Origin of the sequence: Bremerella sp. JC817 (assembly GCF_040718835.1) — a bacterium.
In the GTDB taxonomy this organism is placed as follows: domain Bacteria; phylum Planctomycetota; class Planctomycetia; order Pirellulales; family Pirellulaceae; genus Bremerella.
Genome location: NZ_JBFEFG010000267.1, coordinates 488,672 through 501,525, shown reverse-complemented (window position 1 = coordinate 501,525; position 12,854 = coordinate 488,672). Strand labels below are relative to the sequence as shown.

At 56.9% G+C, this 12,854-nt stretch carries 11 protein-coding genes; 10 read left to right on the top strand and 1 reads right to left on the bottom strand.

What is annotated here, in order from left to right; genetic code table 11:
* Nucleotides 1–10: 10 nt before the first annotated feature.
* The 10 genes from AB1L30_RS10735 (at nt 11) to AB1L30_RS10690 (ending at nt 11,688) form a co-directional block, all read left to right on the top strand.
* Nucleotides 11–1,216 carry an NADH-quinone oxidoreductase subunit D gene (locus AB1L30_RS10735; RefSeq protein WP_367013411.1) on the top strand — a complete coding sequence of 402 codons (1,206 nt, stop codon included), beginning with the start codon at nt 11–13 and terminating at the stop codon, nt 1,214–1,216.
* A gap of 137 nt (nt 1,217–1,353) precedes the next feature.
* A complete protein-coding gene (gene nuoH, locus AB1L30_RS10730; protein WP_367013410.1) occupies nt 1,354–2,589 on the top strand; it encodes an NADH-quinone oxidoreductase subunit NuoH in 1,236 nt (411 codons plus the stop codon).
* Nucleotides 2,586–3,311, top strand: a complete 726-nt coding sequence (locus tag AB1L30_RS10725; RefSeq protein WP_367013409.1) for an NADH-quinone oxidoreductase subunit J — start codon at nt 2,586–2,588, stop codon at nt 3,309–3,311. Before nuoH ends, AB1L30_RS10725 begins: the two co-directional genes overlap by 4 nt.
* Nucleotides 3,308–3,643, top strand: a complete 336-nt coding sequence (gene nuoK, locus AB1L30_RS10720; RefSeq protein WP_367013408.1) for an NADH-quinone oxidoreductase subunit NuoK — start codon at nt 3,308–3,310, stop codon at nt 3,641–3,643. Before AB1L30_RS10725 ends, nuoK begins: the two co-directional genes overlap by 4 nt.
* On the top strand, nt 3,643–6,102 hold the full coding sequence (nuoL, locus tag AB1L30_RS10715) for an NADH-quinone oxidoreductase subunit L (RefSeq protein ID WP_367013407.1): 2,460 nt from the start codon (nt 3,643–3,645) through the stop codon (nt 6,100–6,102). Before nuoK ends, nuoL begins: the two co-directional genes overlap by 1 nt.
* Before the next feature lie 32 nt (nt 6,103–6,134).
* Nucleotides 6,135–7,895 carry an NADH-quinone oxidoreductase subunit M gene (locus AB1L30_RS10710; RefSeq protein WP_367013406.1) on the top strand — a complete coding sequence of 587 codons (1,761 nt, stop codon included), beginning with the start codon at nt 6,135–6,137 and terminating at the stop codon, nt 7,893–7,895.
* 17 nt (nt 7,896–7,912) lie between these two features.
* Complete coding sequence (locus AB1L30_RS10705) at nt 7,913–9,640, top strand: NADH-quinone oxidoreductase subunit N (protein WP_367013405.1); 1,728 nt, start codon at nt 7,913–7,915, stop codon at nt 9,638–9,640.
* Between the two features lie 22 nt (nt 9,641–9,662).
* Nucleotides 9,663–10,106 (top strand): hypothetical protein, encoded by a 444-nt coding sequence (locus AB1L30_RS10700; protein ID WP_367013403.1) that lies wholly within the window; start codon nt 9,663–9,665, stop codon nt 10,104–10,106.
* A gap of 99 nt (nt 10,107–10,205) precedes the next feature.
* Nucleotides 10,206–10,988, top strand: a complete 783-nt coding sequence (locus AB1L30_RS10695) for a TatD family hydrolase (RefSeq protein WP_367013402.1) — start codon at nt 10,206–10,208, stop codon at nt 10,986–10,988.
* Between the two features lie 106 nt (nt 10,989–11,094).
* Nucleotides 11,095–11,688, top strand: a complete 594-nt coding sequence (locus tag AB1L30_RS10690) for a thioredoxin family protein (protein ID WP_367013401.1) — start codon at nt 11,095–11,097, stop codon at nt 11,686–11,688.
* 11 nt (nt 11,689–11,699) lie between these two features.
* Here AB1L30_RS10690 and AB1L30_RS10685 read toward each other — a convergent pair whose 3' ends face one another.
* Nucleotides 11,700–12,851 (bottom strand): YbdK family carboxylate-amine ligase, encoded by a 1,152-nt coding sequence (locus AB1L30_RS10685; protein WP_367013400.1) that lies wholly within the window; start codon nt 12,849–12,851, stop codon nt 11,700–11,702.
* Nucleotides 12,852–12,854: the final 3 nt, after the last annotated feature.

Below are 12,854 nucleotides of genomic sequence, written 5' to 3'. Positions count from 1 at the left end.
CCAACCCCGAATGAGCAACTCGAACCCCACAGAGATTGTCGAACTCGACGTTCGCACCGACGAGATGCTGGTCAACATGGGACCGCAGCATCCGAGCACCCATGGTGTGCTGCGTCTGGTGCTGCGGACCGATGGCGAGGTCGTTTCTGAAGCGGTTCCGCATATTGGCTATTTGCATCGCTGTGCCGAGAAGATCGGCGAGAATCTGACGCCGCGGCAGTTCATTCCCTATACCGATCGAATGGACTACCTGGCCGGGATGAACATGAACCTCGGTTGGGCGCTCGCGGTTGAGAAGCTGCTGAACTACGACCTGCCTGACAAGGTTCGGCATACCCGCGTCATGATTTCCGAACTGAACCGGATCGCCAGTCACCTGGTTGGCATGGGAACGTACGGTCTCGACCTGGGAACGTTTAGTCCGTTTCTGTATGCCTTCCGCGAACGCGAGAAGATCCTCGATCTGCTCGAATGGGTGTGCGGGGCCCGGCTTACTTACAGCTATATCACCCCTGGCGGTGTGACGGCCGACCTTCCGTCCGATTGGATTGGCAAGTGTCGGGCCTTTCTCGATCAGTTCGAGCCGCAGATTCCAGACTATCACACGTTGCTTACGACCAACGCGATCTTCATCAAGCGAACCGCAGGCATTGGTTTGATGCCCGCAGAGATGGCCATCGCCTATGGCTGTAGCGGTCCTGTGATTCGCGGCTCCGGTATCGATCACGATTTGCGTCGCGACGGCGATCCTCGCTACAGGGCGATGTACGAAGGTTACGACTTCGAGGTCATCGTCCAGAAGAATGGGAGCTATCCCAAAGATCAGGTCTACCCAGCCGTCCCGGATGAAGCGATTCTCGGCGACTGTTGGCACCGGTTTTATGTTCGCATGTTGGAAGTCATTCAGGCGATCAAGTTGATCCGCCAGGCCATGGACTTCTACGAAAAAGCATCCGGCGATTGGGGAACGCCCATCAAGTTGAACACCAAGTTGCCTGCCGGTGAAGCTTATTTAGAGACGGAAGCGCCTCGCGGGCAGATGGGTTTCTACGTGGTGGCCGACGGGGGTGATCCGATTCCGCGTCGAGCTCGGGCCCGCAGCAGTTGTTTCAGCAACTTGTCGGTCGTCGAAGAGCTTTGCCGAAACTGCCTGATTGCCGACATTCCGGCGATCGTGGGTTCGCTCGATATTGTGATGGGAGAGATCGACCGCTAAGTCGGTTTGGATTACCGGTTTGAAACCGGCAAGATTGGCTTTCGAGTAGTTCACGCCGCGGGCGTGGGCAAGTATTATAAGGGCCGGAAAAACAGGGTGTTTTTTCGGTATTTTCTACGCACAAGGGACGCGCACACGTGGGTGAGTACTTCGCAGGCTGGCTTCCCTCAGGATGGGATTTCCTGGGGTACACCTTGGCTGCGTTCGTCCAAGCCTTTCTGCTGGTCAATGTGATCGCGCTGGGTGCGTTCGTTTTCATCTGGGCCGAACGAAAGGTCTCTGGGCGAATCCAAGACCGCCTGGGGCCAACCCGAACTGGCGGCGCCTTCGGTTGGCTGCAGTCGCTGGCCGACGGGATCAAGCTTCTTTCCAAAGAAGATCTGATGCCCAAAGATGCCGATCCAATTCTCTTTCGGATCGCTCCGTACGTTTCGTTTGCTGCCAGTTTCGCCGCGTTCATGGCCCTCCCCTTTGCATCGGGTTGGGTCGCGTTGCCTTTGAATATCGGTCTGTTCTTTTTGGTCGCAGTGCTCGGGCTGGAAGTATTCGGCGTTATCCTGGCAGGCTATTCATCGGGATCGAAGTGGTCGCTCTTCGGAGCGATGCGACAAGCAGCCCAGGTCGTCAGTTACGAAGTCCCCCTGGGGATTTGTGTTGTTGTTCCGCTGATGATTTGCGGCACGATGGATCTGGTGGCGATTGGCGATCAGCAGCGTGGCTGGTTCACCAACTGGTTGATCTTCCACGATCCGTTCATCTTTGTGGTCTTCTGGGTCTACTTCACTTGTGCCGTGGCTAGTGTGAATCGCGCTCCGTTCGACTTGGCGGAAGCGGAAAGCGAACTGGTCGCTGGCTTCCTGACCGAGTATTCCGGCATGCGGTGGAGTTTGTTCTTCATGGCCGAATATGGCTCGATGATTCTGGTTTCGATCCTCGCCGCGATTTTGTTCTTTGGCGGATGGAACGGACCGATACCGGTCTTCAGCAGCATGATGGATGCGTACCCGAACTACTTCGGCAACTGCTGGTGGTTTTCAACCTTCGCCAACATGGCTGGCGTGTTGAACATTCTGATCAAAGCATCGGTCGGCGTGATCGCGATGATGTGGATTCGCTGGACATTTCCTCGTTTGCGAGTCGACCAGGTGATCACCATGTGCTTGAAGTACTGCGTGCCGATCGCCGCGGTTTGCCTGCTGGGCGTGATGTTCTGGACTGCCTTGGGCGTTCCGTTTTTGAACGACCTGGTTCCTGCCCACGATCGCTCGTTAGTGCGAGAAGGGTGGATGGATGAAGGCGATCGTCGGGCTGATCGTCGCATCGAAATGATCGAGCAGAAGGTTGCTGCGAGCCAGGAAGGAGGCGTCGAATGATCGGCCTGCTTGCCTCCGCTGCCGAAGCCTCGATCAACTGGCACACCGTCATTTTCTATGTCACGGCGCTGGTCGCGTGTGGCTTTGCCGTATTGGTTGCCACCACCAATAACATCGTTCGGATGGCCTTCGCCCTGATCGTTTGTTTGGCAGCGGCCAGTGGATTGCTGTTTCTCGCCGGGGCATACTTCGTCGGGGCAATGCAGTTGATGATCTACGTCGGCGGCACCGTCGTGCTGTTGATCTTTGGCGTGATGCTGACAGCGCAAAAAGCGTTTATCACCATGCAGACCAAAGGGGGCGACTGGATCCTCGGTTTGCTGGTGGGCGGAACGCTGTTGGCGATTCTGGTGCAGTTGGCTTTTCTCGTCCCGCAGTGGCAAAGCTCGGATTATCAGGCCAAGGCCGATAAGAACCTGGCAACCTATGTCGAGAAACTCGAGCAACAGCTTGCCGACGGCCAAGAGATTACGCAGCCACAACGGGACGAACTGGCTCGCTTGGAAACCTTGGCGACCGACGGTATGCCTCAGCGAACCGGCGAGATCGGGTTGGCACTGGTTGGCGTCCGTGCCGATCAAGGAACGCGGCCTGACGAAAAAGGTTTGGCTGGTTACCTGCTGCCGTTCGAGATCGTTTCCATTCACTTGCTGGTCGTGCTGGTCGGAGCCGCTTTCCTGGCTCGGGCCAAACGGCATCACGCAGGAGGAACCACACGATGAGCTTTCTGTGCGAACCGATCGGACTTTCGCATTACCTGGCAGTCGGAGCATTTCTGTTTGTGACCGGCATCGTTTGCATGGCTACCAAGCGAAATGCCCTGGGGATCTTGATGGGGATCGAACTGGTCCTCAACGGAGCGATCCTGAACTTCGTGGGATTTGCGAGTCCTTATTTTCGTGACGAGAATCTCGGACTCGATGGTCACCTGATCGCGTTATTCGTGATCGTACTTGCCGCCGCCGAAGCTGCGGTGGCCTTGGCGATTGCTTTGAACTTTTACAATAACCATGCCACGATCGATGTTGATCGCGCCAACGAACTGAAGGGTTGATGGAAGTCTTTCTCCCGTACCTTCCGAGCCTTCTGGCAGCCGCGGTATTGCTACCGTTGGTTTCGTTCTGCGTGATCTTATTGTTCGCCGTGCAGCTGGGTCGTCGTGGCAAAGGTGCCGCGGCGGTGGCCACGATTGCCATCCTGGCGTCGACCGTGCTGTCGTTCTTCTCGGCAGCCGTTTGGTTCTCGGCCAATCCACCGGGTGCAGTCCATCATGTGGCCGAGACAGAGGACGCCGGGCACGAAGATGCCCACGCCGCCGAAACGCACGCGACCGACGAGCACCATGGCATTCCGCACAAATCGCCATCGGTCCTGGTCGGAGAAGGCTACACGCTGGCCCGGTTTGCTGGTGCCGAGGTCACGATCAACTATTACATCGATGCCCTGACGATCGTGATGTTCTGCCTGGTCACGTTCATCGCGACCAGCATCCACTTCTATTCGACCGGTTACATGCACGACGAGTTGCATGACGTCGTCGATCACGAAGCATTGCTGGCCAACGGCGATTCGGTCGAACGGCCAGGAAGATTCGCTCGCTTCTTTCAGGCGTTGTCTTTGTTCTGCTTCAGCATGCTGGGGCTGGTGATCTCAGGCAACTTCCTGATGACGTTTGTCTTCTGGGAACTGGTCGGGCTCTGCTCGTGGTTCCTGATTGGCTTCTACGTCGAACGCCAGTCCGCCTCGACCGCGGCCAACAAAGCGTTCATCGTCAATCGTGTCGGCGACTTTGGCATGTTGATTGGTTTGATGACCTTGTGGGCGAGCCTCGGGACATTTAACTACGGCGAACTCTCAGCCGACTCGCCAGGCGTCTTCCAGCAAGTACGCAGCGAGAAGAACGCGTATCAGCTTCAAGTCCCCGATGGCATGGTCCAGTTATCGGCTGCGTCACGAATTGAAGAACTGGCCCTGACCGCCAGCGAACCCCTTTCGCGGGAACAACTCAGCAAAGAGGTGGCCGCGGCGATTCCTGCCTGGCGCGATGGAACGACCGAAGGGGACACGACTCGCTATGGCTACACGCTGCTAATCATTGCCGGAATCGGTATCTTCTGCGGCTGCGTCGGCAAGAGTGCCCAGTTTCCACTGCATGTCTGGCTGCCGGATGCGATGGAAGGTCCCACGCCGGTATCGGCTTTGGTGCACTCGGCAACGATGGTCGCGGCTGGCGTGTTCCTGGTTGCCCGGTCGTATCCGATCTTCCTGCCAGAAGTGCTGCTGACGATCGCGGTGGTCGGCTGTATCACCCTGTTCCTCGGCGCGACGATCGCCATGGTCGCAACGGATATCAAGCGTGTGCTGGCCTATTCGACGGTCAGTCAGCTTGGCTACATGATGTTGGCACTGGGTGTTGGTGGCTGGGCGGCAGGCGTCATGCATTTGGTTACGCACGCTTGCTTCAAGAGTTTGCTGTTTCTTTGCTCGGGCTCGGTGATCCACGCGGTCCATACCAACGAGATGCCGCAGATGGGCGGGCTGCTTCGCAAGATGCCTTGGACCGGCTATACGATGCTGGTCGGTTGTCTGGCGATTGCGGGGATTGGTTTGCCTTCGATCTTTGGTCTGCCCATCGGCTTGAGTGGTTACTACTCGAAAGACGCGATCCTCGAGCAGATCTATGCGTTCCGCATGATGAATCCGGGTTGGGGAAATGTGTTCTTCGCAGCCGCGGCTGGCGGGGCGACGTTGACGGCGTTCTATATGTTCCGCATGTGGTACCTCACTTTCGCGGGCGAGCCTCGCTCGGCGAAGAAGTTCGAGCATGCCCACGAATCGCCACGCGTGATGGTGGTGCCGCTGGTGTTGCTGGCGATCCTGGCGGTTGTGGTGGCGTGGCCCATTTATGGTTGGGTTGGTTTGCCGACGTTGGCTTCGTCGGTGGAAGAGGCTCGACCGGCAGGCATCTGGCAAGACATGCCGGGCGTCTATCTGAACGTGACGATGCCGGAAGAATCCAAAGGCCATGCCCCAGAAGTCAAAGGTCCGGTCGGGCTGATTGCCTTCGGTGCGGCGATTGGCGGGATTCTGTTGGCGTCGGTGTTTTACTTGTGGAAGTCGCTCGACCCGGAAGACGTGCGTCGAACGTTCAACCCGATTTATCGATTGCTGGTCGGAAAGTGGTTCTTCGACGAGATCTATCAGGCAGTTTTCGTCAGGGGAACGTTGGCGATCGCGGCATGTATCGCGATGTTCGATCGCCGCGTGATCGACGCCTTCCTTGATTGCCTGGCCTGGTTGACGGTTCGCATTGCTCGGCTTTCCGATACGTGGCTTGATCGCCGTGGGATCGATGGCCTGGTGAACTGGTGCTCGCTGCAAACCTGGCGACTGGGCGACCGAATGCGAGGGCTGCAAACAGGCGGCCTGCGGCAGTATGTGATGTTGATTGTGGTGAGTACAGTGGCCTTGTTTGTGCTGCTGAGTTTTTGGACTTATTCGCTGGCTCGATAGCGAGCCGACCTGGATGCCTTCGAGGCGATCGCATGGATAACGTGGCATTTATAATCGTGATTTCGCTGATCTTCACTCCCGTTTTGGGAGCGATCGCGCTGTTGTTCCTGCCTGCAGAGAACAAGTCGCTGCTGCGCTGGTTCACGCTTGCCGTCACGCTGCTGGTTCTGTTGCCAACGCTGTATATCGCCTTGCCTGGGACGAACTCACTTAGCTTTCAGACCGATACCGCCAACGTTCAAGACGTCATCCAAGTGGCCTGGATTCCCTCGTTCGATATTCAGTTCTTTCTGGGAATCGATGGCATCAGTTTTCCGCTATTGCTGCTGACTGCCCTGATCGCGTTTCTGGCGATGGGAGCAAGCTGGACGATCGACAAGCATGTGAAGAGCTACTCCGTGCTGTATTTGCTGCTGCTGGCCGGGATGATGGGCGTCTTCATGTCGCTCGACTTCTTCCTGTTCTATATTTTCTGGGAAGTGATGCTGCTGCCGATGTACTTCCTGATCGGTGTCTGGGGCGGGCCACGTAAGGAATACGCGGCGATCAAGTTCTTTTTGTATACGCTGTTTGGCAGTGTGCTGATGCTGATCGCATTGCTGATGCTGTACTTTAATAGCGACCTGCGACAGCTTTCCGCGCCTCAGTTGGCTGCCGCCCATGTTGCCGCATGGGACGAAGCAGGCGAGCGTCTTTCGCCGGAAGCTTTCAAGACGAAGATCGACGCCAGCGAGTATCCGGTCCACACGTTCAATATTCTGGCTCTCCAACAACTGGGGCAGCATTCGGAGGTCTTCGATCAAGCTTTGTTATGGGGCAAGTCGATTCAGTGGTGGGCGTTCCTGCTGCTGTTCATTGGCTTTGCGATCAAGGTGCCCAGTGTGCCGCTGCATACCTGGTTGCCTGATGCTCACGTCGAAGCCCCCACGCCGATTTCGATGATCCTGGCTGGTGTACTGCTGAAGATGGGTGGCTATGGCATCGTGCGAATCTGCTATCCGATTTGCCCCGACGCTGGCTACGACCTGGTGTGGGTAGTCTGTTCGGTTGGTGTGATCAGCATGGTCTACGGAGCCTTCGCCGCGTTGGCTCAGAAAGACTTTAAGCGGATGGTGGCCTACAGCTCGGTCAGCCATATGGGCTACGTCGTGCTGGGTCTCGGCGTGTGGAGTGCGACCGCAGGCAACGTCTTCGATCCGATCTCTTGGAGCATGGGGGTCAAAGGTGCCCTCTTCCAGATGATTGGCCATGGCATCAGCTCGGCGGGCATGTTCTTCATGGTGGGGGTGATCTACGATCGCGTGCATCATCGCGACTTGAATCAGTTCGGCGGACTGTATGGCAAGATGCCGGTTTACACGGCAATGGCTATGCTGCTGTTCTTTGCTGGTCTGGGTTTACCAGGGCTGTGTGGTTTCATCGGCGAAGCGTTCGTGGTGCTTTCGGTTTGGAAGCTCAGTGGAACGCTGGCGGTGATCTCTGCCGCGGTGGTGATCCTGACGGCAGCTTACATTTTGTGGGCGATCCAACGGGTTTACCTTGGCCCGGAATACAAAGGCCCTCATCCCGAGGCCCTGACGGAGATCACATGGCGCGAGACCCTCATCGCCCTTCCCTTGTGCGTATTGGCGGTGGTGCTGGGGGTATTTCCTTCGCTCATGTTCCGCTACATGGATAAGACCGTCGATCAGCAAGTGGCTGATTTGACCGAGTGGACCGAACAGGTCAAGTTGCCTCAACTTCGGGCTCAGCAAGCCGAAGCCGACCAAGACGTTGCCGCGAACCAGCCGTAGACACGCGATCTGCCAACATGTTTTTCACCCTTGTGAATCATCTGACGACCGACACACTGACCAGCCTGATTGGCTTTGGGGCAGAGTTGGTTCTGTGCGCGACGATCGTGGTGATTCTGCTCGCGCGGATGTTCCGCTTCACCGAGCGAATCGATTCGACCTGGATCGCGTTGCTGGGAAGCCTGGCGGCATTGGTCGTTCTTTCGCCGCTCGCTCCTTGGGATATCTCGCAGCAGCCAGCTCAGATGGTTGCCATTGGCGATCTGCCCCGCGTCGAACTGTTTACCGGCATGTTGGTCTACGATGGATTCGGCGTAGTGATCAAAACGCTGATGATCGTGTTCCTGCTGCTCTTCTTTGTGCTGACGAAGTTGACGTCGGCGCATCGTTCGCAAGACAGTCCCGACTTCACCACGCTTGTCCTGGGGGCAACCGTGGGGATGTGTTTGATGGTTTCGGCCAACCACGTTCTGATGGTGTTCCTGGCGATTGAAATGGCTTCGGTTCCATCGTATGCGATGGTCGCGATTCGCCGCGTCGATCGCAAGGGATCGGAAGCCGCGCTGAAGTATGCCGTGTACGGGGCGGCCGCCGCTGGGGTCATGCTCTATGGCATTAGTCTTTTGTGTGGCGTGTTGAACTCGGCCCATATTCCGACGATGGCGATCAAGCTTTCCGAGATGTCGGCCGCCGGGATGACCGGAGCCGAGATCACGATCCTGGTGATGGCGTCGTTGATGATCCTCGTCGGACTGGCTTTCAAGCTGTCGGCCGTGCCGTTTCATCAGTGGTGCCCTGACGTCTTTGAAGGGGCCACGGCAGAAGTGGGTGCCTTTTTGTCGGTCGCATCGAAGGCGGCGGCCCTCGCGTTATTGATTCGCGTTGCGGTTGGCCTGGGGTGTGTCGAGAGTGCTCCCCTTCCCTTGGCTGCCAATACCCATGGCGAGACGAAAGCGGCGCTGTTCAACGTGGCGGATGAAAAGCAACCGGCGGTCGAAGAAGCCGCGGAAGTCACGAGTGAGACCAAGTCGCTTCAGCCGGTGCAAACGTTCCTTGGGCTGATCATTGCCATCATGGCTGCCGTGACGTGCACTTTGGGAAACCTGGCTGCCTTCGCTCAAACCAATATCAAACGGCTGCTCGCCTATTCGACGATCGCTCATGCTGGTTACATGATGATGGCCGTGCCGCCGATTCTCGCGCTGGCATCCAAGGATGTTGCCGCTGCCGGAGAGTGTGCTGGCTATCTCGCCCTGTATATCGCTGTCTATCTGCTGATGAACCTCGGAGCGTTTGCGGTCGTGGCTTATGTCCGCGACTGCACCGGCAGCGAAGAGATCTGCGACTATGCCGGAATGATCTATCGCAATCAATCAATCGCGATCTGCATGACGATCTTGCTGGTGAGCCTGGTAGGATTGCCGCCGTTGGCAGGCTTCGTTGGTAAGTTTGCCGTTTTCGCCGGGGTCGCTCGCGGTTACCTGGCAACCGGCGAAACCTATCTTGCCATCTTGTTGGCGGTGGGCTGCGTGAACACAGCGATCAGCTTGTTCTACTACTTGCGAGTCGTAAAGGTGATGACCATCGATCCTGTCGATGAAGAGACCGCACCGATGCATCGCTCGCCAGGGATCTTACAGCTTGGATACTTGTGGTGCGTGACGGCACCGGTGCTACTGTTGATTGTCGGCTGGGATTCGCTGAATGTCTGGATCCAGGCCGCTGTTCGCGGTTTGATTTCGTGATGAATCAAAGGAGTCGCCGCGAATGTTAACTTGGAAACAGATGGAGCTACTCAACCGAGTCGCCGCGCTACATCACCGTTCGTTGCCAACCTACCTGGCGTATGCCCGGCCGTGGGTCGCGCTCGGGGGCGAAGCGAATGCCCACGTGATCGACGACATCGCCGCCGATCATCACGACCTGGTCGAACGCGTGTTGGAAGTGCTCGAGTCGGCCGATCGCCCCGTTTCCCTGGGCGACTTTCCGATGGAGTACACCTCGCTGAACGATCTCTCCCTCGATTTTGTTTTGGGGGAAGTAATACGGTTCGAGAAGCGTTTACTCCATTCGCTGGAAGACATCGCGACCTGGCTCGATCGCGAAAGCACGGCGATGCGATTGGTCAATTTGGCGATCGGCATGGCAAAAGGGCATCTGCAAAACCTGGCCGAAGTGACGAAGAGTTCTTCGAGTCGCACTGCATCGTAGCGGTGACTTCTATCCTGGGGCCGTTTTGCGACAGCGGCCGGAACGCTACGATGAACGGCAGCGGTTCTGTTTCTGTAGACGTCTTAGTGAGTTCTTATTGTGGAATGGTTTGATACCCACGCCCATTTGTTTGAAGAAGCGATTCTTTCGCAGATCGACGACGTGCTCGATCGTGCGGCCCAAGCCGATGTCAAAACGATCGTGGCGGTAGGGACGACGCTGGAAGACAGCCGGACCTGTATCGAACTGGCGGAGAAGTATCCGCAGATCTATGCCTCGGTCGGGATCCATCCCAACCACAGTGCCGAGGCACAGCCTGGCGATCGCGAAAAGGTTGAAGAGCTGATGTCGCATCCCAAGGTGGTGGCGATCGGCGAGACCGGGCTCGATCGATACTGGGACTACGCTCCGTTCGATCTGCAAAAAGAATACTTGGATTGGCACGTCAAAAAGTCGCGGCAGTATGGCAAGCCGCTGATCATTCACATGCGTGAGTGCGAGCAAGACATTGTCGATTGGCTGGAAGCCTCGAAGGCGGACGGTCCGCTCAACGGGATTCTGCACAGTTACACCGGCGATGCCAAGCTGGCGGAACTAGGTGTCGACTGTGGCATGCATATCAGTTTCGCAGGCATGCTCACTTTCAAGAGTAACCAGGTTCTGCGGGATGTTGCCAAGACCATTCCGGCCGAGCGTTTGCTGGTGGAAACCGATTGCCCGTATCTCAGCCCAGAGCCTTGTCGCAAGCAAAGGCCCAACGAACCGGCGTTAGTGGTGCATACGGGAAGTTGCCTGGCGTATGAACGAGGACTCGATCCTACCGAGATGGCTCAGCAAACCACGGCGAACGCGAAGAAACTTTTTGGAATCGCCGAGGCGTAGTCAGCGGAACCTGATTGGCCTCGGTTGAGAGTCGAGCCCCCTCCGGTAAAATAACGATAACGCACACCTGATTTTTCGCACCCACTACCCCCAGGAAGAATTTCTGATGGTTAAGACCGCAAGCACCATGCTTCCCTTGGGAACGCAGGCCCCCGACTTCTCGCTGTTGAATGTCGACTCGAAGACGGTCTCGCTTTCCGACTTTGCCGACGCCAAGGCATTGGTCGTGATCTTCATGTGCAATCACTGCCCGTTCGTCAAACATCTGGCACCAGCCCTGGCCGAGTTCGGCCGCGAGTGTCAGGCCAATGGCGTTGCCGTGGTTGCCATCAGCTCGAACGACGTCGCCAACTATCCGGACGACTCGCCAGAACAAATGGTGCACGAAGCTGAAAACCGTGGCTATACGTTCCCTTATCTGTACGACGAAGATCAAAGCGTTGCTCTGGCCTACAAAGCTGCCTGTACGCCCGACTTCTATGTCTTCGATAAAGATCAGAAGCTGGCTTATCGCGGTCAGTTCGACGCCAGCCGTCCTGGCAACGACGTGCCTGTGACCGGCGACGATCTGCGTAAGGCTGTTCAGGCGGTCGCCGCTGGTGAACCAGTGCCAGAACCACAGATGCCAAGCATCGGCTGCAACATCAAGTGGATTGCCGGGAAGGAACCTGCCTACTTCAATCCAGCCGGTACCGCTTAGTTTCCTGCGAACTAATTTGCTGTCGATTCTGTGGAACCAGCGGCCTTGGATAGTCGAGCACCTTCAGAAAGGATGCGGACCATCTCGGCCGCTGATCCTGTTTCTTGGAGAAGCTTTCGCTGCTGGTCTGCCCAACTCGGCCGATTCGCAATCACGTTGCAGTGCTCAAGTTGATCGAGGCACTGCAAACGTTTGGCGATTGGCGAAAGCGTTTCGACCAGACGCCGCGTCATCTGTGGAACGGTCTCGACTTCAAACGAGTACGAGTTCACCAGACGGGCCGACGTGCCGAACCGAGCTGCTCGCCACTTGTTCTGCCGGACCATCATCGGATGGCAATCGTATTGATAGGCCCCTTCGTCGATCTCGCGCGAGAGATGCACGATCAAGCACTGGGTCATGGCGGTCAACGCCATGACGTCTTCCAGGCTGCCAGGCATATCGCAGATGCGAATCTCAACGGTACCGAAATTATGGTGCGGGCGAACATCCCACCAGATCTCGCGAATCGTGTTGATGAATCCGGTATCGACCATGTGGTTCACGATCCAGACGTACTCGCTCCAGTTTCGCATTAAGGTCGGAATGCCAGCGGTGGGCAAACCTTCCATGATCTTGCTGCGGTGCGAAGAGAGGCCCGTGTCGCGACCTTCCCAAAAAGGACTCGAGCCTGAAAGGGAAAGGAGCAGCGGTACGTACTGCAAAATGCGTTCGCACAGCATCACTGCTTTGTCGCCGGACTCTACCCCGACATGAACGTGCAGGCCTTGTGTGACCAGACGGCGAGCCATCTCTTGCAGCAGCTCGAGCAGATCGAGGTAACGCTGGTTCTCGGTGACGTTTTGATCTTTCCACCGCGAGAATGGATGCGTGGCGGCCCACCAAAGTTGAACGCCCAGCTTATCCATCACGCCTTCGATCCGCTTGATCTTGGCGGACAAGTCTTCCTCTGCTTCGCCGACGGTCTGACAGATGCCGGTATTGATTTCCAGGCAGCACTGCATCAGCTCGGGCTTGTACTGCGTGCGAAGGTCTTCCGGCAACTCGGCCAGAATGTTTTGCACAGCCGAGCGAAGCTCCATGGTCTGGCTATCGATCACGCCCAGTTCTAATTCGACGCCGAGTGTGGGGTAATGGTTGGCGCGAAATTCGATTTTCGACATGGG

Excerpts from the sequence above, each read along its gene's own strand:
- AB1L30_RS10710 (WP_367013406.1), top strand. The coding sequence starts at position 6,135 with ATGGATAACGTGGCATTTATAATCGTGATTTCGCTGATCTTCACTCCC.
- AB1L30_RS10685 (WP_367013400.1), bottom strand. The coding sequence starts at position 12,851 with ATGTCGAAAATCGAATTTCGCGCCAACCATTACCCCACACTCGGCGTC.
- AB1L30_RS10705 (WP_367013405.1), top strand. The coding sequence starts at position 7,913 with ATGTTTTTCACCCTTGTGAATCATCTGACGACCGACACACTGACCAGC.
- AB1L30_RS10725 (WP_367013409.1), top strand. The coding sequence starts at position 2,586 with ATGATCGGCCTGCTTGCCTCCGCTGCCGAAGCCTCGATCAACTGGCAC.
- nuoK (WP_367013408.1), top strand. The coding sequence starts at position 3,308 with ATGAGCTTTCTGTGCGAACCGATCGGACTTTCGCATTACCTGGCAGTC.
- AB1L30_RS10690 (WP_367013401.1), top strand. The coding sequence starts at position 11,095 with ATGGTTAAGACCGCAAGCACCATGCTTCCCTTGGGAACGCAGGCCCCC.
- nuoL (WP_367013407.1), top strand. The coding sequence starts at position 3,643 with ATGGAAGTCTTTCTCCCGTACCTTCCGAGCCTTCTGGCAGCCGCGGTA.
- AB1L30_RS10735 (WP_367013411.1), top strand. The coding sequence starts at position 11 with ATGAGCAACTCGAACCCCACAGAGATTGTCGAACTCGACGTTCGCACC.
- AB1L30_RS10700 (WP_367013403.1), top strand. The coding sequence starts at position 9,663 with ATGTTAACTTGGAAACAGATGGAGCTACTCAACCGAGTCGCCGCGCTA.